Here is a 15566-nt window from a genome sequence, read left to right on the forward strand (position 1 = left end):
TCTACGATCAGGACGCGCACATGAACCCCACAGTCAGTTGCAGGCTGTTGGGCTAGTGAAAGAAGGATAATATTTCGTTTATTTCCGGGAAATTTGGCCTGCCGCCCGCTGCAAGGGTCGCGTATGTGCAGCGGGCGGCAGGTCGGCGGGCACTTGGCCCGCCGTCCCCGTCGCTGTGGCGGACGACGGGAAGAGGGTAAGCGGAAAAGCTACTCATACTAAGGACAGCGTCTGCGCGGCTGCGCAAACAAATCGGCCCAGTCGGCTTCGGCGTCCAGCGAGCCGCGTTCGCAAGGAACGCTGCCGTCCGGATCCCCGAACAGGCCCGCCAGTGGCGCCGGCCGTGGCTGTGACCGCTTTCCCTGCTGTCGCAAAAACATCAGGGAGAGGACGTGCAGCCTGGCGGACACCGAACCAACCTTCTCGAAACACTCAAACAATGATGATCTTCTAGCCAGCCGGTCGCGGGGCGTCCGCAGCCTGTCGACCGGATAGACCGTGCGGGCGACGGATGCCGGATGGCGCGACGAAAACGGCAATGCCGTCGACCAAATTGATCGGGCGAGGCCGACGGCGCCAAATGACCGTCAGAGATTCCCCAAGCCGTAAATTCCCTCTATGCATGGGCACATGGCCTTACTCAGCCTCGGATCGAAGCCCTTTTTCGACGACAAGAACCGCGCCTTCTGGATGCTCCAGTCGGCCGGTTGGGCGGGGTATCTGATCCTCCGCTCACTGGGCGGCCTCGCCAACGGCATGGGGCTCCTGTTTCTGGTGCCCAGCGCGCTCAACACCGCGACGGGCTATTCGTTGACGCTGTTGATGGCGTCGATCTTCCGCCGGCTGATCGCCCAGAAGCCGATCATCACCTGGGGCGGATCGATCCTTGTCGTGCTGATCGCATCGGGCGCCTTCTCGACGATCGAGGTGTGGGCGCACGCCACCTTCTACCGCCCCGGCGAGATGCCGTCGGGCGTGCAGTTCCTGGGCGCCATCCTGCTCGATTTCGCGCTGCTCGCCGCCTGGTCGGCGCTCTATTACGGCATCAACTTCTATCTGCTGCTGGAAGAACAGACCGACCAGCTTTCGCGGCTCGAAACGCAGGCCGCCTCCGCGCAACTCGCGATGCTGCGCTACCAGCTCAACCCGCATTTCCTGTTCAACACGCTCAATTCGATCTCGACGCTGGTGTTGCTGAAGCAGACCGACCGGGCGAATGCGATGTTGTCGCGCCTGTCCTCCTTTTTGCGTTATACACTGGTCAACGAACCCACGGGCCAGGTGACGTTGGCGCAGGAGGTCGAGACGCTCAAACTCTATCTCGAGATCGAGAAGATGCGCTTCGAGGAGCGGTTGCAGCCGCGCTTCGATATCGATCCCGCAGTATCGCGGGCGCGCCTGCCGTCGCTGCTGCTGCAGCCGCTGGTGGAAAATTCGATCAAATATGCGGTCACGCCCCAGGAAGAGGGGGCGGAGATCGCCGTGGAAGCGCGGCTTGCCGGGGATCGGGTGCAGATCACCGTGTCCGATACCGGGCCCGGCTTGCACGACGCGGTGAACCGCCCCACATATTCGACGGGTGTCGGCCTGGCGAACATACGCGACAGGCTGGCGCAGGCCTATGGCGCCGACCACCGTTTCGAGATTCAGGGGGAACGGGGGGCCGGGTTCGGCGTCATGATCGAAATACCGTTCACGACGGAAGAGCCCAAGGAAGCCGCATGACAATCCGAACCATCCTCGTCGATGATGAGTCGCTCGCCATCCAAGGCCTGCAACTCCGCCTGGAACCCCATGAGGATGTCGAAATCATCGAAACCTGCACCAACGGCAGGGAAGCCATCCGCGCGATCAAGACCCACAAGCCCGATCTCGTTTTCCTCGACATCCAGATGCCCGGCTTCGACGGCTTCTCGGTCGTCCAGGGGCTGATGGAGGTCGAACCGCCTCTGTTCGTCTTCGTCACCGCTTATTCGGATCACGCGCTGCGCGCCTTCGAGGCGGATGCGGTCGATTATCTGATGAAGCCGGTCGAAACCGAGCGGCTGGCCGACACGCTTGACCGCGTGCGCCTGCGCCTCGCCGAAAAGCGCAGCGCCGAGGAAGCCGGCCGCTTGAAGGAAGTTCTCGCCGAAGTCGCCCCCGAAGCCGCCGAGGCGATGCCCGAATCCTCCGATGCGCCGGCATCGAACCGCTTCGAGAAGCTCATCAACATCAAGGATCGCGGGCAGATCTTCCGCGTCGATGTCGACACGATCGAGCGGATCGATGCCGCCGGCGATTATATGTGCATCTATACCGGCGATAACACGCTGATCCTGCGCGAAACGATGAAGGATCTGGAAAAGCGCCTCGATCCGCGCCGCTTCCAGCGTGTCCACCGCTCGACGATCGTCAACCTGGATCTCGTCAAGCAGGTGAAGCCGCACACCAATGGCGAATGTTTCCTGGTGCTCGATTCGGGCGCGCAGGTGAAGGTGAGCCGGTCCTATCGCGACGTGGTGGCGCGCTTCGTCCACTGACGGACACCGCGCTTTCACCGCAATCGCCGGGATGAAGTTCGGATGCCCTGCCTCTAAGGTGGGGCATCTGTCTTTCAGGGAGTGATCCATGCTGATCGAAGCGGAAAAAGCGCGCGCCTTTGCGGAACTGCATGTCCCCGGCAAGCCGCTGGTCCTTTTCAATATCTGGGATCCCGGCAGCGCCAAGGCGGTGGCCGAGGCGGGTGCGCCGGCACTCGCGACGGGAAGCTGGTCGGTGGCGGCCGCCAACGGCTTCGGTGATGGCCAGGCGATCCCGCTCGATCTCGCGCTCGCCAATTTCGAACGGATCGTGGCGGCCGTCGATCTGCCGGTGACGCTCGATTTCGAGGGTGGTTATGGCGCGACCCCTGACGCAGTGGCGGCCAATGCCGCCCGTGCCGCGGAGGCCGGCGCCGTCGGCTTCAATTTCGAGGATCAGCTGGTCGGCGGCGAAGGGCTATATGCCGCGTCCGAGCAGGCCCGCCGCATCGCCGCGATGAAGGGGGCCGCACCCCACGCCTTTGTCAACGCCCGCACCGACATCTTCCTGAAGGCACCCGCCGTCGAGCATGACGAAGCGAAGCTCGCCGACGCGATCGAACGGGCGCGGGCCTATGCCGATACCGGCGCCAGCGGCTTCTTCGCGCCGGGGCTGGTCGATGAAGGGCTGATCGCCCGGCTGTGCGAAGCATCGCCGCTGCCGGTCAATATCATGATGTTCCCCGGCGTGCCGGAAACGCCGCGCCTCGCCCAGCTCGGCGTCGCGCGGGTGAGCTATGGCCCCGGTCCCTATCGGCTGGCGATGAAGACGGTGGAGGACGCCGCGCGGGCGATCTACGGCTAAGCCTTCGCCACGAACTTCAGCGACAGCCCGTTCATGCAATAACGCTTGCCGGTGGGCCTGGGGCCGTCGTCGAAGACATGGCCGAGATGCCCGCCGCAGCGGCGGCAATGGACCTCGGTGCGGGCAAAGCCGACCTTATAATCGGTGGTGGTGGCGACGGCTTTGGGTAGCGGCTGCCAGAAGCTCGGCCAGCCGGTGCCGCTGTCATATTTGGTGTGCGAGGAGAAAAGCGGCAGGCCGCAACCCCGGCAGGTGAATGTGCCGGCGCGCTTCTCCTTGAGCAAGGGCGATGATCCGGGCGCCTCGGTCGCTTCCTGGCGCAGTACGCTATAGGCGTCCGGGCCCAGTTTCTTCCGCCAGGCCGCGTCGCTCAGCGCATATTCGAACTTGCCCGTGGCGGCGGCGCCGGCCGACGCGGCGAGGTTGAAGCCGCCGATCGTGCCGACCACCAGCGCTGTGCCCCCGGCCCCCAGAAATTGCCGCCTGTCGACGTTCATCACGCTCTCCTGGTATCTGGGAGATATACGGGAGAAAGCGGCTTCTGGTTTCAGGCGGTACGCCAGAAAAGCAGGCGCCGCCGCTTCAGCGCGCCCGATTTGAGCACGCCCACGCGGAAGCGTCGCGCCGCGAAGCGGATGATGAGGCCGATCCACAAGGCCTGCCAGCCGATCGCCACCAGATGCGGCCAGATGTCGCCGGAATGGGCCGCCCGCGCGAGCATCGCGAAGGGCGAGCTCCACGGGAAGATCATCGCCGCTATCGCCAGCCCGCTTGCCGGCGCGCCGACCGCGCTGGAGGCGAGCGCGACCACGCCGAGCTGGCCCATCGTCACCGGCATCGACAGGGTCTGTACCTCCCGCACGCTCGATGCCTGCGCGCCGATCCCTAAGAACAGCGCGCCGAGCAGCAGATAGCAGGCGATGAAATAGACGACGCCGAGCGTAACGAACATGCCCCAGCCGATCGCCGGTGGCGGCAGCGCGGCCGCGGCGGCGGGGAACAGGCCGCGCATCAGCAGGGCGGCGGTGCCACCCCAGACGGCAATGCCGGTCAGCGACATGGCGAGCATCGCGCCGAGCTTGCCGAGGAAGATCGCGTCCACCGGCACGGCGGCCGCCAGCACCTCGATCACCTTGTTCGATTTTTCCTCGATCAGGTTGGACAGCAGCATGCCGGCGAGGATCATCGTCAGCATCATCAGCACCAGCTGGCCGATCCGCGCGGTGACGGCGCGGTTGGCGGCATCGCTGCCCGCCGCCTTGTCGACGGTGCGGATCGAGAAATTGACGGTGTCGGGCGGCGCGACTCCGTTGACGGCAAGCGCACGGCCGGCGCGCGTGGTGTCGTAGATCAGGGCCAGCTTGCCCTGGACGGCGTTGACGGCGCCGCGCGGGCCGATCAGCAGCGGCGTTTCGATCCTGCCGCGTGCGACCGCAACGACGCCATGCTCCTTATCGGCGAGCAGTTCGCGCGTCTGTCCCTCCACATCGGCAGCGGGCGCGACGATACGGAGATTGGGCAGCGCCATTTCGCCTAGCCGCTCGGCCAGGCGGGTGCGGGCGGTGCTGAGCGCCTCGCCATCGGCGGGCGACGCGATCACGGCCACCACGGGATGGGCGGTCTCGGCCTCGGTCTTGGCGCCCACCGTCGCGAACAGCAGCCCGGCGAGGATCGGCAGCAGCGGCCCGAGCAGGAAGAGCAGAAAGGTCTTCGAAAAGACACTCGCCACATAATCGCGGCGCGCGATCACCCAGGCGGCGCGGATCACGTTCATCATGCCGCCGCCTCCAGTTCCTCGGCCGTGGGCGCCGTCGCATCCATTTCGCGCGCCGCCGCCTCGCCAGCGATGGCGACGAAGGCATCGTGCAGGCCGGGCCGCTCGATCGACAGGGTCTCGATGCCGGCGCTGCCGTCGATCAGCGCCTTCAGCAGCGGCTCGATCCCGCTGTCCGGCACGTCGAACTGCCAGACGCCGTCCTTGCGCATCGCCTCAGCCGGGAGCGCCGCCCGCCATGGGCCATCGGCCACACGGGTGACGAGGCGGACGCGCGGGCGCAGGCGGCTGCGCGCTTCCTCGACCCCGCCTTCGAAGCGGATACGCCCTCCGGCGATGATCGCGACGCGCTCGCACAGCCGTTCGGCATGGGCGATGACATGGGTGGAAAAGAGGATGGTGACGCCCTGCGCCGCCTGCTCGCGAATCAACCCCTCCAGCCGTTGCTGGTTGAGCGCGTCGAGGCCGGAAAAGGGTTCGTCGAGCACGATCAGCCGGGGGCGGTGGACGAGCGTGCCGAGCAACTGGACGGTCTGGGCCATGCCCTTGGAAAGCGTGCGGATCGTCTTGCGCTTGGCGTCGCCCAAGCCATAGGTCTCCAGCATCGCGTCGGCCCGCACGCGCCCTTCCTTCAGCGGCAGGCCGCGCAACGCACCCATGAAGGCGATCGCCTCGCGCGCCTGCATGCCGGGATAAAGGCCGCGTTCTTCAGGTAGATAGCCGACCTGGGCGGCCGCGCGGAGGGGCTTTGCCTCGCCCAGCAAAGTGCGGTGGCCAGCATCGGGATCGATGATGCCGAGCAGCATGCGCAAGGTCGTCGTCTTGCCAGCACCATTGGGGCCGAGCACGCCGAAGATCGATCCCGCCGGCACCGCAAGGTCGATGCCATCGACCGCGCGAAATCCGCCGAAATCCTTTACCAGCCCGTGCGCCTCGATCGCGTTCGTCACGTTCACCCGCTTGGTCTAGACTGAATCCTGTGCCCACCCAATCGCATCATATCGACAACAAGACGTTGACGGCCGCGCTGAAAGCCGAAGCCGCGCGGCTGGGGTTCGTCGCCTGCGGCATCGCGCCCGCCGACGCGACGCCCGAAAGTGCGGGGCGCTTACGCGAATGGCTGGCCAGCGGCGCGCATGGCGACATGCTGTGGATGGAGGAGCGCGCCGAGCAACGCGGCTCGCCTGCCGGGCTGTGGCCCGACGTGCGATCGGTGGTGATGCTGGGGATGAGCTATGCGCCGGCGGAAGACCCGTTGCGGCTGGCCGATGCGCCCGGCGTCGCGCGCATTTCCACCTATGCGCAGGGGCAGGACTATCATGACGTCGTCAAGAAGGGGCTGAAGGCGCTGGCCCGATGGCTGGTCGATCAGGCGGGCGGGGATCTCAAGGTCTTCGTCGATACCGCGCCCGTCATGGAAAAGCCGCTGGCGGAGGCCGCCGGCCTCGGCTGGCAGGGCAAACATACAAACCTCGTCAGCCGCGATCATGGCAGCTGGCTGTTCCTCGGCGCGATCATGACGACCCTGGAACTGGAGCCCGACGGCGGCCATCGCGGCACCTGCGGATCGTGTGACGCCTGCCAGATCGCCTGCCCGACCCAAGCTTTCCCGGCCCCCTACCGGATCGATGCGCGCCGTTGCATTTCTTACCTCACGATTGAGAATAAGGGGCCGATCCCGCGCGAATTCCGCGTGGCGATGGGCAACCGCATCTATGGCTGCGACGATTGCCTGGCGGTGTGCCCGTGGAACAAGTTCGCCGCCGCCGCCGCCGCCAACCGCGCCTTTTCCGCGCGGGCCGAGCTTGCCGCGCCCGAGATCGGCGACCTGCTCGAACTCGACGATGCCGGTTTCCGCGCCGTATTCTCGGGATCGCCGATCAAGCGGATCGGCCGCGACCGGATGGTGCGCAACGCGCTGATCGCTGCGGGCAATGACGGCGGGGAGGGGCTGTTGCCGGCGGTGACCCGGCTGCTCGACGATCCCGCGCCTGTGGTCCGCGGTGCCGCGGCTTGGGCACTCGGCCGGATTGATCCAGAGGGTTTTGCACGGGAGAGTACGACGCGAAGCGCCGATGCGGACGAAGATGTCCGCACCGAATGGCTCAGCGCGCCTCCACCCTGCGGCTGAGCGCGGCGATGCAGGAGGCGCGGTCGAAATCCTCGCCGGCGGGCGTGCGGGCGTCGAGATAGCGGACGATCGGCTCGCGGCCCTGCGCCGGGGGATAGAGATAGGCGTCGAGCACGCAAATCGGCCCGGCATATTGCAGCTTGCGGGCCTGCGCCTCGCGCACGTCGAGATCGGGGACGCCGAACAGCAGCTGCAGCGCACGGGCATCCTGGCCGAGCACGCGATCGAGCCCGGTCGGCGGGGGCGCGTTGACGATCGGGGCCGGTCGCGGGGTCGGGGTGGTGGCGGTACAGCCGGCAAGCAGAGCGGGCAGGAACAGGAAAGAAAGGCGCTTCAACCGCGGCTCCCATGGAATCGATGTGTCGCCATCGCCGCGCCGAGCACGGGGGCGAGGAGGTTTACGCCAGGGATCATGAACAGGCCCGTGGCGACAAGCCCGGTCAGCGCGCGACCGCCTCGTGTGGCCGCGATTCGGGCCTTGCGCTGTTCGGCGTCGAGATGGCGCACCGCCACCATCTCGTCGAGATCGCGGCCAAGCGCCACGGCATTGACGATCAGGAACAGGGCCACCGGCCCGAAGGCGGTGAGCAGCAGCAGCAGATAGAAGGGCAAAGCGATCATATTGTAGAGGATCAGCCGTCCCGCCGAACCCAGGCCGAGCCGGATCGCCTCCCGCCAGCCCGGCGGCTTGGCGCGCGCCGCCTCGTCCGGATAGTGGCGGTCCTCGACGGCTTCGACCACCTCGTCCGAAAACAGGCCGATCACGCCGACCGCGATCGCCGGGAACAGCAGCCACAGCCCGACCAGGGTCAGCAGCACCGCGGCGACGCTGCCCTCGGTCGATCCGATCACGCAGGTATAGCCCGGCGCCAGCGCGCAGGGGTCGCGCCCCGTCATCGCCCAGCGCAGCGTGACGCCCAGCGCGATGAAGATGGCAAGGGTCAGCGCGACCGACTTGGCCAACACCTTGGCGATGCGGCGATCCGACAATTGGCGGATCGATAGCGAAAGCGCGCGGACCATGACGCCCATCTATCGCGCATCGCCCGGTTGCGCCATGCCCCGCCGCCGTTTAGGCGCGCCTTTTGAATTTGATCCCGAAGGGAGCCCGCATGTCCGATACCCGCCTCGACATCATCGCGATCGGCAACGCCATCGTCGACGTGATCGCCCAGGCCGATGATGCGTTCATCGCGGCCGAAGGCGTGGCCAAGGGATCGATGCGGCTGATCGACACCGAGATCGCGACCAGCCTCTACGGCCGGATGGGGCCGGGGCTCGAAGCCAGCGGCGGTTCGGCGGCGAACACGGTGGCGGGCGCGGCCGCGCTCGGGGCGCGCTGCGGCTTCATCGGCCAGGTCGCGCAGGACCAGCTTGGCGAGGTTTTCGCGCACGACATCCGCGCGCTCGGCGTCCATTTCGATACGCCAGTGCGCGAAGCGGAGCCGCCGACGGCGCGCTGCCTGATCCTGGTGACGCCCGATGGCCAGCGGACGATGAACACCTATCTCGGCGCTTCGCAATTCCTGCCGGCGGCAGCACTTGACCGCGACCTCATCGCATCGGCCGCGATCCTCTATCTCGAAGGCTATTTGTGGGATCCGGCCGAACCGCGGGCGGCGATGCGCGCCGCGATCGAAACAGCGAAGGGCGCGGGCCGCAAGGTCGCCTTCACGCTGTCGGACACCTTCTGCATCGAGCGGCATCGCGGCGATTTCAACGCGCTCATCGCCAATGGCGACGTGGATATCCTGTTCGCCAACGAAACCGAGATCCTGTCGCTCAACGAGAGCGATGATTTCGAGGCGGCTGTCGCCGCCACCGCGGCCAAGGTGCCGACGCTGGTGGTGACGCGTTCCGAAAAGGGCGCGATCGCCATCCAGGAAGGCGCGCGGGCCGAAGTGCCGGCCGAACCGATCGCCGCGATCGTCGACACCACCGGCGCGGGCGATCTCTTCGCCGCCGGTTTCCTGGCGGGCCAGGCGCAGGGCCGTTCGCTCACCGACAGCCTGACGATGGGCGCGGTCGCGGCGGCGGAAGTGATCTCCCACTTCGGCGCGCGGCCGGTGGCGGATATCAAGGCGCTGGTGACCGCGAAGCTGGGCTAATTCCCCTCCCGTTCGTGTCGCGCGCAGTTCGGGGCCGTGTCTCGACTGCGCTCGACAAGAACGGCGTCAGTAGACCTGTAATGGAAGGGGGATCAGTTTCCGGATTGCTTGACCGTGAAGCGGCCGGTCACGCGGCCGCCCTGGCCGGTGGCGCCGACGCCCTTGCCGTCGATGGTCGAACGGCCGCTGTTGAGATCGATCACCAGCCGCCCGCCATTCACAGTGTTCTGGCCCTGGGTCAGCGTGACATTGCCGAGCATGGTGATCAGCCGGCGATCGAGATCATAGATCGCCACCGATCCGCGCGCCGTTTCGGACGGGCTGCGCACCGTGACGCCGCCCGACGCATCGAGCCGCTGGATCTGCGTGCCGCTGGCACCGCCCGAATAAGCGACGGTCAGCCTGGCGGCATTCATCGTCATATCCGCCTGGCGGACCTGGACATTGCCGGAGAAGATCGCGCGGTCGGCGCGGTCCTGCACCTCGATGCGATCGGCCTCCACATCGACGGGGGCATTGCTGTTATGCCCCTTGAGCGCTGAGACGCTCCCCTGGCTCAGGGCCGGGCCGGCCGAGAGGATGAGGAGGGTGGAGAGGAGGAGGGCCGGTCCGCGCGTCATTCCGCTCATCTGCCGCCGCCCTGCACGATATGCAAGCGCGCTCGGCCATCGAGCACCACGACGCGGGTCGGCAGGTCGGCGGTCATGCGGTCCGCGCTGAAACGCCCAAGCGGCATCTTGCCGTCCACCGCGCCGCCGCTCGCCACCTGTCGCGTCTTCAGGTCGACGGCGACGTCGCGGGTGTCGAGCTGGTATCCGTCCTGCGTCTGGAAGCGGACCGGCCCGTCGACATAGACCTTCTCGCTGTTCATGTCGTAGCGCCCGGTCTTGGCGCCGATCGTGGCCGGGCCTTCCGGAAGCTTGATTTCGGCCGACAGGTCCGCCAGCCGCACGATCGGATCGCGCGATGTGGTCTGCACGGCCGATCCGGCACGGATGCGGAAGGGCTGGCCCTTCGAATCCTCGCCGCGATAGACGGCCTCGGCAACGCGCATCCGCTCCTTCGCCACCTCGACCCGATCCTTGGCGAGCACGAAGGAAATGTCCCGTCCCATGGTGATGGGCGTCACGGCGAGCACCGCAATCAGCCCGCCGATCGCCGATGGCAGCAGAATCCGCAGCAACCCGATCACGCGATCATGGCTCGCCCCCGGGGCGGCCCAGACCTGGCGTGTGTTCCGTGCGAGATCCGCTGCCTTGGACATCAGATATGCGCGAAGATGTCGATCTCCGGCCAGCCCGCCAGATCGAGCTCGGCGCGGTGCGGCAGAAAGTCGAAGCAGGCCTGGGCGAGAGTTGCGCGCCCTTCGCGGGCGAGGCGGACGTCCAGCTTCTCGCGGAGCTGATGCAAGTAGCGCACGTCCGACGCGGCATAATCGCGCTGGGCGTCGGTCAGTTCAGGCGCACCCCAGTCGGACGACTGTTGCTGCTTGGAGACTTCCTGGCCCAGAATCTCGCGCACCAGCTCCTTCAGGCCATGCCGGTCGGTGTAGGTGCGGATCAGGCGCGAGGCCGTCTTGGTGCAATAGACCGGCTCCGCCATCACGCCGAGCCAATATTTCATCGCCGCGAGATCGAAGCGCGCGAAATGATAGAGCTTGAGGCGCGAAGGATCGGCCAAGACCGCCTTCAAATTGGGCGCGGCATAATCGCTGCCGGGGCCGAAGCGGATGAGATGCTCGTCGCCCTGGCCGTCGGAAATCTGGACGACGCACAGCCGGTCACGCTGGGTGATGAGGCCCATCGTCTCGGTATCGATCGCGACGGGGCCGGGGGCGAGCACGCCCGCCGGCAAATCTTCTTCATGAAAATATACGGTCATCCGACCCGCATAAGCGCGCTGGGCTTAACGCTCAATGGCCGATTGACCATTCACGGCGTTGTTTTGCCCGCGCGTTTGCGTTGCGCCTGCCGCTGCCAGATGTTGAGCATCTCGACACCGGCCGAAAAGGCCATGGCGGCGTAAATATAGCCCTTGGGCACATGGACGCCGAAACCGTCGGCGATCAGCACCGCGCCGATCATCAGCAGGAAGCCGAGCGCGAGCATGACGACCGTCGGATTGCGAGCGATGAAATTGGCAAGCGGATCGGCGGCGATCAGCATCACGATCACCGCGGTGACGACGGCGATGATCATCACCGGCAGATGATCGGTCATGCCGACCGCGGTCAGAATCGAATCGATCGAAAAGACCATGTCGAGCAGCAGGATCTGGAAGATCGCCGCGCCGAAGCTGATTGCCACGACCGTGGATTTGTCCTTGTCGAGAAGATCGTCGGTTGGTGTCTGGTCGACCGAATGGTGGATTTCCTTGGTCGCCTTCCACACCAGAAACAGGCCGCCGGCGATCAGAATCAGGTCGCGCCAGGAAAATTGCGTCTCGAACGTCGGCTCGCCATGTGCGCCAGGCGCGCCCTGGATGCCGAGGTCGAACACCGGTGCCGTCAGGCCGACGATCCAGGCGATCATCGACAAGAGCGCCAGGCGCATGATCAAGGCCAGGCTGATGCCCAGGCGGCGCGCCTTCTGCTGTTGGTGGGCCGGCAACTTGTTCGACAGAATGGAAATGAAGATGAGATTGTCGATGCCGAGCACGACCTCCATCACCATCAGCGTAACCAGGGCAGCCCAGACGGCCGGATCGGCGAACAGCGCAAATATTTCGGTCATGCGCGAGATGTGGAGGTGCTTCGCGATGCTCACAAGCGCAACTGTGCAACAAACTGTAAATCGTGGATTCAGCTACGGACTGGCGTGTGCTGTGACCGTCCCATCCGGAGACGAGTCGAAAGCGCTCGCCCGCCTCATCTTTTTACGCTATTGAGAGTCGCTGGCGTGCTGGTTTTGGCGCCGGAAGTCTCGTGGCCGCGCCCGGCTTAGAGAACTTGCGAGATTGTGGGGCGACGGGAAAGACTTGGGCAAGCATGAGTTTCGATAGAGGACGGCGCGGGCAGCGCGGCGGCAGGGACAAGCGCGACGGTTTCGGCGACGAGAGCTTCGGCGGCTATAGCGGCGGCGGTGATCGCTTCGGCGGTGGCGGCGGCTATGGCGGCGGCGGCGATCGCTTCGGCGGCGGTGGCGGCGGCTATGGTGGCGGCGGCGATCGCTTCGGCGGCGGCGGCGGCGGCGGCGGTTATCGCGGCGGTGGCGGCGGCTTCGGCGGCGGCGGCGGCGGTGGTGGCTTCGGCGGCGGCGGTGGCCGCGGCGGGATGCCGGCCCAGGTCATCGGCGAAGGCACTGGCGTCGTTAAGTTCTTCAACGGCCAGAAGGGCTTCGGCTTCGTCGTTCGCGACGATGGCGGTGAGGACGTTTTCGTCCACATCTCGGCTGTCGAGCAGGCCGGCCTGACCGGCCTTGCCGAAGGCCAGCCGCTGGGCTTCACGCTCGTCGATCGCGGCGGCCGCATCTCTGCGACCGAATTGAAGATCGAAGGCGAGCCGCTTCCGGTCACCGATCGCGGCCCGCCGCGCGACCGTGAAGATGGCGGTCGTGGTGGCCCGCAGCGCCAGCTCACCGGTGAGCGCGCCAGCGGCACGGTGAAGTTCTTCAACGCGATGAAGGGCTTCGGCTTCATCCAGCGCGATGACGGCCAGCCGGACGCTTTCGTTCACATTTCGGCCGTCGAACGGGCCGGCATGACCAACCTCAATGAGGGTGATCGGCTGGAGTTCGAGCTCGAGGTCGATCGTCGCGGCAAATATGCGGCGGTGAACCTGAACCCGATCCAGTAAGATCGCGTTCGCCGACTGAAAAAAAGCCCGGTCCGCATGTGCGGGCCGGGCTTTTTCTTTGGGGCGGTGGATCTAGGCATTTCCGCCATGCCAGCGGAGAAGCGTTTTTGCCTTCATAGTCATGGACCTCAGCCGCGCTGGGGTGCCGATCTTGTGGCGTCGGGCGTTCGCCCTACCGCGGCGCCGGCAGCCAACTCGTGTCGAGTTCGGCATAGCGATTGATATAATTCGCCACCTGCGCCAGCCGGCGTTCATCGTTGATCGTGATCGTCGAATTGTTGCGACTGATCAGCCCGTCCTCCACCAGCACGCGCATCATGCGGTTGACATGGACGGAGGTCAGGCCGGTCGCGTCGCCGATCTCCTCCTGCGTCAACGGCAGATGGAAGCTCTGGCCGATATCCCGTTTCATCACCCGGAGCCGATCGATCGTATCGAGCAGCAAGGCGGCCACCCGCGACCGCGCCGAGGTGCGGCCCAATGAGGCGAGCCGGTCGGTCAGCGAGACACGCTCCGCCTGGGTGATGACGAAAAGCAGGGCCGCCAGCCGCGGATGTTCCTCGAACAGCACGCGCAGCGCGCCCTTTTCGAAAGGACACAGCTTCACATCGGTCAGGGCCGCCAGCGAATCGCTGGCGTCGATGAAGGCGCCGCCCGACGTTCCGACCAAATCTCCGGGAAAATGAAGGCGTAAGATCTGCCGACTGCCATCATCCAGCAGCGCATAGCTGTACATCCAGCCGGACCGCAGCACGAAGATCTCATGCGCACGATCATTCTCACGCCGGATCACAGTGCCCCGGCGGAAGGATCGCTCGCTATCCTCAAGTCGCGCTAATGCGGTCCTTTCTTTCTCGGTAAGCGGCAGATAATGCTCGAGCCGCTCGGCAAAACAGCTTCCGGTCACAATCTTTCCATTATCTGGATTTCCCCCCGTCGGACCTTGGTGTCTAGGCGAAAGGAAATCGGTTCCGCCCTAACAACGATCAATGTCGGCCACTTTCTCCATGCGAAACGAACAATGGCCGCGTGGCTTGCACGGTGGGCCGGAAACGATAGAAGCGGGCCATGGATCGCATCATCATTCGGGGCGGCCAGCGCCTCGCCGGCCGCTTGCCCATTTCGGGCGCGAAGAATGCCGCGCTCACCCTCATGCCCTGCGCGCTGTTGACCGATGGCAAGCTGACGCTGCGCAACCTGCCACGTCTCGCCGACGTGGACAGTTTCGGCCATCTGCTCAACGAGTTGGGTGTTTCGACCAAGGTCGCGCGCGGCCCGGACGGCGAGTTCGGCCGGGTGATGACGATGGACGCGCACGAGATCGCGTCGACCGTCGCGCCCTATGACATCGTCCGCAAGATGCGCGCCTCGATTCTGGTGCTCGGGCCGTTGCTCGCCCGCGCAGGCGAGGCGACGGTGTCGCTGCCGGGCGGTTGCGCGATCGGCAACCGGCCGATCGACCTCCATCTGAAGGCGCTGGAGGCGCTGGGCGCGGAAATCGAGCTGGCGGCCGGCTATGTCCGTGCAATCGCGCCGGACGGCGGCATCCGCGGCGGCAAGATCGTCTTTCCGGTGGTATCGGTCGGCGCCACCGAGAATGCGGTGATGGCCGCGGTCCTCGCCAAAGGCGAGACAGTGATCGACAATGCCGCGCGCGAGCCGGAGATCACCGATCTCTGCAACTGCCTTGTCGCCATGGGCGCGGAGATCGAGGGGATCGGCACCGAGCGGCTTGTCATCCACGGCAAGGACCGCCTGCACGGCGCCGATTATCGCGTCATGCCCGACCGCATCGAGGCCGGGAGCTATGCCTGCGCGGCGGCGATCACTGGCGGTGAGCTGGAACTCGCCGGCGCCAAGGCCGAAGACATGCAGGCGATCCTCGACGGGCTGGTCGAGGCGGACGCACAGGTCACGGTGAAGGACAGCGGCGTCACCGTTGCCGCCGACGGCCGGCTGAAGGCGCTGACGCTGTCGACCGCACCCTTCCCGGCATTTCCGACAGACATGCAGGCGCAGTTCATGGCGATGCTGGCCCTGGCCGACGGCGCCAGCGTGCTGACCGAGACGATCTTCGAGAATCGCTACATGCACGTCCCCGAACTGGCCCGGATGGGCGCCGACGTGCAGGTGCGCGGCCGCACCGCGGTGGTGCGCGGGGTCGACAAGCTGCGGGGCGCCGAGGTGATGGCGACCGATCTGCGCGCCTCGATGAGCCTGGTGCTCGCCGGGCTTGCGGCCGAGGGCGAAACCCAGGTCCACCGCGTCTATCATCTCGATCGCGGCTATGAGCGGCTTGAGGAGAAATTGTCGCAGGTGGGTGCGGACATCGAACGCGCCGGTGGCGACTGACGCCTGTTAGCGAGTCGTTAACCATTTGCCGTTAACAGGGCG

At 66.1% G+C, this 15566-nt stretch carries 17 protein-coding genes; 7 read left to right on the forward strand and 10 right to left on the reverse strand.

The window, feature by feature from the left end:
* Positions 1-630: 630 nt before the first annotated feature.
* The 3 genes from ACFB49_RS21140 to ACFB49_RS21150 all read left to right on the forward strand — a co-directional run bounded on the left by ACFB49_RS21140 (position 631) and on the right by ACFB49_RS21150 (position 3366).
* A complete protein-coding gene (locus ACFB49_RS21140) occupies positions 631-1725 on the forward strand; it encodes a sensor histidine kinase (RefSeq protein WP_380873530.1) in 1095 nt (364 codons plus the stop codon).
* Positions 1722-2522, forward strand: coding sequence for a LytR/AlgR family response regulator transcription factor (locus tag ACFB49_RS21145; protein WP_380873532.1), 801 nt, complete (start codon positions 1722-1724; stop codon positions 2520-2522). Before ACFB49_RS21140 ends, ACFB49_RS21145 begins: the two co-directional genes overlap by 4 nt.
* A gap of 88 nt (positions 2523-2610) precedes the next feature.
* Positions 2611-3366, forward strand: coding sequence for an isocitrate lyase/phosphoenolpyruvate mutase family protein (locus ACFB49_RS21150; RefSeq protein ID WP_380873534.1), 756 nt, complete (start codon positions 2611-2613; stop codon positions 3364-3366).
* Here ACFB49_RS21150 and msrB read toward each other — a convergent pair.
* From msrB to ACFB49_RS21165, 3 genes are read right to left on the reverse strand one after another with little or no spacing between them, the layout of a single operon-like run.
* Complete coding sequence (msrB, locus tag ACFB49_RS21155; RefSeq protein WP_380873535.1) at positions 3363-3863, reverse strand: peptide-methionine (R)-S-oxide reductase MsrB; 501 nt, start codon at positions 3861-3863, stop codon at positions 3363-3365. The genes ACFB49_RS21150 and msrB overlap by 4 nt on opposite strands.
* Positions 3864-3913: 50 nt before the next feature.
* Positions 3914-5143, reverse strand: a complete 1230-nt coding sequence (locus ACFB49_RS21160; RefSeq protein ID WP_380873537.1) for an ABC transporter permease — start codon at positions 5141-5143, stop codon at positions 3914-3916.
* Positions 5140-6096 (reverse strand): ABC transporter ATP-binding protein, encoded by a 957-nt coding sequence (locus tag ACFB49_RS21165; RefSeq protein ID WP_380873539.1) that lies wholly within the window; start codon positions 6094-6096, stop codon positions 5140-5142. Before ACFB49_RS21165 ends, ACFB49_RS21160 begins: the two co-directional genes overlap by 4 nt.
* A 23-nt stretch (positions 6097-6119) precedes the next feature.
* Here ACFB49_RS21165 and queG point away from each other — a divergent pair, with 23 nt between their 5' ends.
* On the forward strand, positions 6120-7271 hold the full coding sequence (queG, locus tag ACFB49_RS21170; RefSeq protein WP_380873541.1) for a tRNA epoxyqueuosine(34) reductase QueG: 1152 nt from the start codon (positions 6120-6122) through the stop codon (positions 7269-7271).
* On the opposite strand, the gene ACFB49_RS21175 is transcribed toward queG, so the two are convergent.
* Together ACFB49_RS21175 and ACFB49_RS21180 are read right to left on the reverse strand one after the other, a co-directional pair.
* The gene (locus ACFB49_RS21175) at positions 7246-7608 is read right to left on the reverse strand and encodes a hypothetical protein (protein ID WP_380873543.1); all 363 of its coding nucleotides are present in this window, start codon (positions 7606-7608) and stop codon (positions 7246-7248) included. The two genes, queG and ACFB49_RS21175, sit on opposite strands and share 26 nt — an antisense overlap.
* On the reverse strand, positions 7605-8303 hold the full coding sequence (locus tag ACFB49_RS21180) for an EI24 domain-containing protein (protein ID WP_380873545.1): 699 nt from the start codon (positions 8301-8303) through the stop codon (positions 7605-7607). The genes ACFB49_RS21175 and ACFB49_RS21180 overlap by 4 nt, the downstream gene beginning before the upstream one ends.
* Before the next feature lie 80 nt (positions 8304-8383).
* On the opposite strand from ACFB49_RS21180, the gene ACFB49_RS21185 reads away from it, so the two are divergent.
* Positions 8384-9379, forward strand: coding sequence for an adenosine kinase (locus ACFB49_RS21185; protein WP_380873546.1), 996 nt, complete (start codon positions 8384-8386; stop codon positions 9377-9379).
* A gap of 92 nt (positions 9380-9471) precedes the next feature.
* On the opposite strand, the gene ACFB49_RS21190 is transcribed toward ACFB49_RS21185, so the two are convergent.
* From ACFB49_RS21190 to ACFB49_RS21205, 4 genes are read right to left on the reverse strand one after another with little or no spacing between them, the layout of a single operon-like run.
* Entirely contained in the window at positions 9472-9999 is a 528-nt protein-coding gene (locus ACFB49_RS21190; RefSeq protein ID WP_380880070.1) for an LptA/OstA family protein, read from the reverse strand.
* 5 nt (positions 10000-10004) lie between these two features.
* Positions 10005-10643: an LPS export ABC transporter periplasmic protein LptC gene (lptC, locus tag ACFB49_RS21195; RefSeq protein WP_380873547.1), complete on the reverse strand. Its 639-nt coding sequence runs from the start codon at positions 10641-10643 to the stop codon at positions 10005-10007.
* A complete protein-coding gene (locus ACFB49_RS21200) occupies positions 10643-11260 on the reverse strand; it encodes a ribonuclease D (RefSeq protein ID WP_380873548.1) in 618 nt (205 codons plus the stop codon). Before ACFB49_RS21200 ends, lptC begins: the two co-directional genes overlap by 1 nt.
* 50 nt (positions 11261-11310) lie before the next feature.
* Positions 11311-12111 carry a TerC family protein gene (locus tag ACFB49_RS21205; RefSeq protein WP_380873549.1) on the reverse strand — a complete coding sequence of 267 codons (801 nt, stop codon included), beginning with the start codon at positions 12109-12111 and terminating at the stop codon, positions 11311-11313.
* Between the two features lie 254 nt (positions 12112-12365).
* On the opposite strand from ACFB49_RS21205, the gene ACFB49_RS21210 reads away from it, so the two are divergent.
* Entirely contained in the window at positions 12366-13172 is an 807-nt protein-coding gene (locus tag ACFB49_RS21210) for a cold-shock protein (protein ID WP_380873550.1), read from the forward strand.
* A 172-nt stretch (positions 13173-13344) separates the two neighbouring features.
* Here the strand turns inward: ACFB49_RS21210 and ACFB49_RS21215 are convergent, their stop codons facing one another.
* A complete protein-coding gene (locus ACFB49_RS21215; protein ID WP_380873552.1) occupies positions 13345-14079 on the reverse strand; it encodes a Crp/Fnr family transcriptional regulator in 735 nt (244 codons plus the stop codon).
* Between the two features lie 161 nt (positions 14080-14240).
* Between ACFB49_RS21215 and murA the strand changes: the two genes are divergently transcribed.
* A complete protein-coding gene (gene murA, locus ACFB49_RS21220; RefSeq protein ID WP_380873554.1) occupies positions 14241-15524 on the forward strand; it encodes a UDP-N-acetylglucosamine 1-carboxyvinyltransferase in 1284 nt (427 codons plus the stop codon).
* Positions 15525-15566 lie beyond the last annotated feature (42 nt).

This window comes from Sphingomonas sp. DBB INV C78 (genome assembly GCF_042693015.1).
GTDB lineage: Bacteria > Pseudomonadota > Alphaproteobacteria > Sphingomonadales > Sphingomonadaceae > Sphingomonas_E.

What these genes read in the sequence shown, in the direction of transcription:
- ACFB49_RS21150 (WP_380873534.1), top strand. Translation starts at nt 2,611, where the DNA reads ATGCTGATCGAAGCGGAAAAAGCGCGCGCCTTTGCGGAACTGCATGTC.
- lptC (WP_380873547.1), bottom strand. Translation starts at nt 10,643, where the DNA reads ATGTCCAAGGCAGCGGATCTCGCACGGAACACACGCCAGGTCTGGGCC.
- ACFB49_RS21205 (WP_380873549.1), bottom strand. Translation starts at nt 12,111, where the DNA reads ATGACCGAAATATTTGCGCTGTTCGCCGATCCGGCCGTCTGGGCTGCC.
- murA (WP_380873554.1), top strand. Translation starts at nt 14,241, where the DNA reads ATGGATCGCATCATCATTCGGGGCGGCCAGCGCCTCGCCGGCCGCTTG.
- ACFB49_RS21160 (WP_380873537.1), bottom strand. Translation starts at nt 5,143, where the DNA reads ATGATGAACGTGATCCGCGCCGCCTGGGTGATCGCGCGCCGCGATTAT.
- ACFB49_RS21210 (WP_380873550.1), top strand. Translation starts at nt 12,366, where the DNA reads ATGAGTTTCGATAGAGGACGGCGCGGGCAGCGCGGCGGCAGGGACAAG.
- ACFB49_RS21140 (WP_380873530.1), top strand. Translation starts at nt 631, where the DNA reads ATGGCCTTACTCAGCCTCGGATCGAAGCCCTTTTTCGACGACAAGAAC.
- ACFB49_RS21200 (WP_380873548.1), bottom strand. Translation starts at nt 11,260, where the DNA reads ATGACCGTATATTTTCATGAAGAAGATTTGCCGGCGGGCGTGCTCGCC.
- ACFB49_RS21185 (WP_380873546.1), top strand. Translation starts at nt 8,384, where the DNA reads ATGTCCGATACCCGCCTCGACATCATCGCGATCGGCAACGCCATCGTC.
- ACFB49_RS21190 (WP_380880070.1), bottom strand. Translation starts at nt 9,999, where the DNA reads ATGACGCGCGGACCGGCCCTCCTCCTCTCCACCCTCCTCATCCTCTCG.
- msrB (WP_380873535.1), bottom strand. Translation starts at nt 3,863, where the DNA reads ATGAACGTCGACAGGCGGCAATTTCTGGGGGCCGGGGGCACAGCGCTG.
- ACFB49_RS21180 (WP_380873545.1), bottom strand. Translation starts at nt 8,303, where the DNA reads ATGGGCGTCATGGTCCGCGCGCTTTCGCTATCGATCCGCCAATTGTCG.
- ACFB49_RS21145 (WP_380873532.1), top strand. Translation starts at nt 1,722, where the DNA reads ATGACAATCCGAACCATCCTCGTCGATGATGAGTCGCTCGCCATCCAA.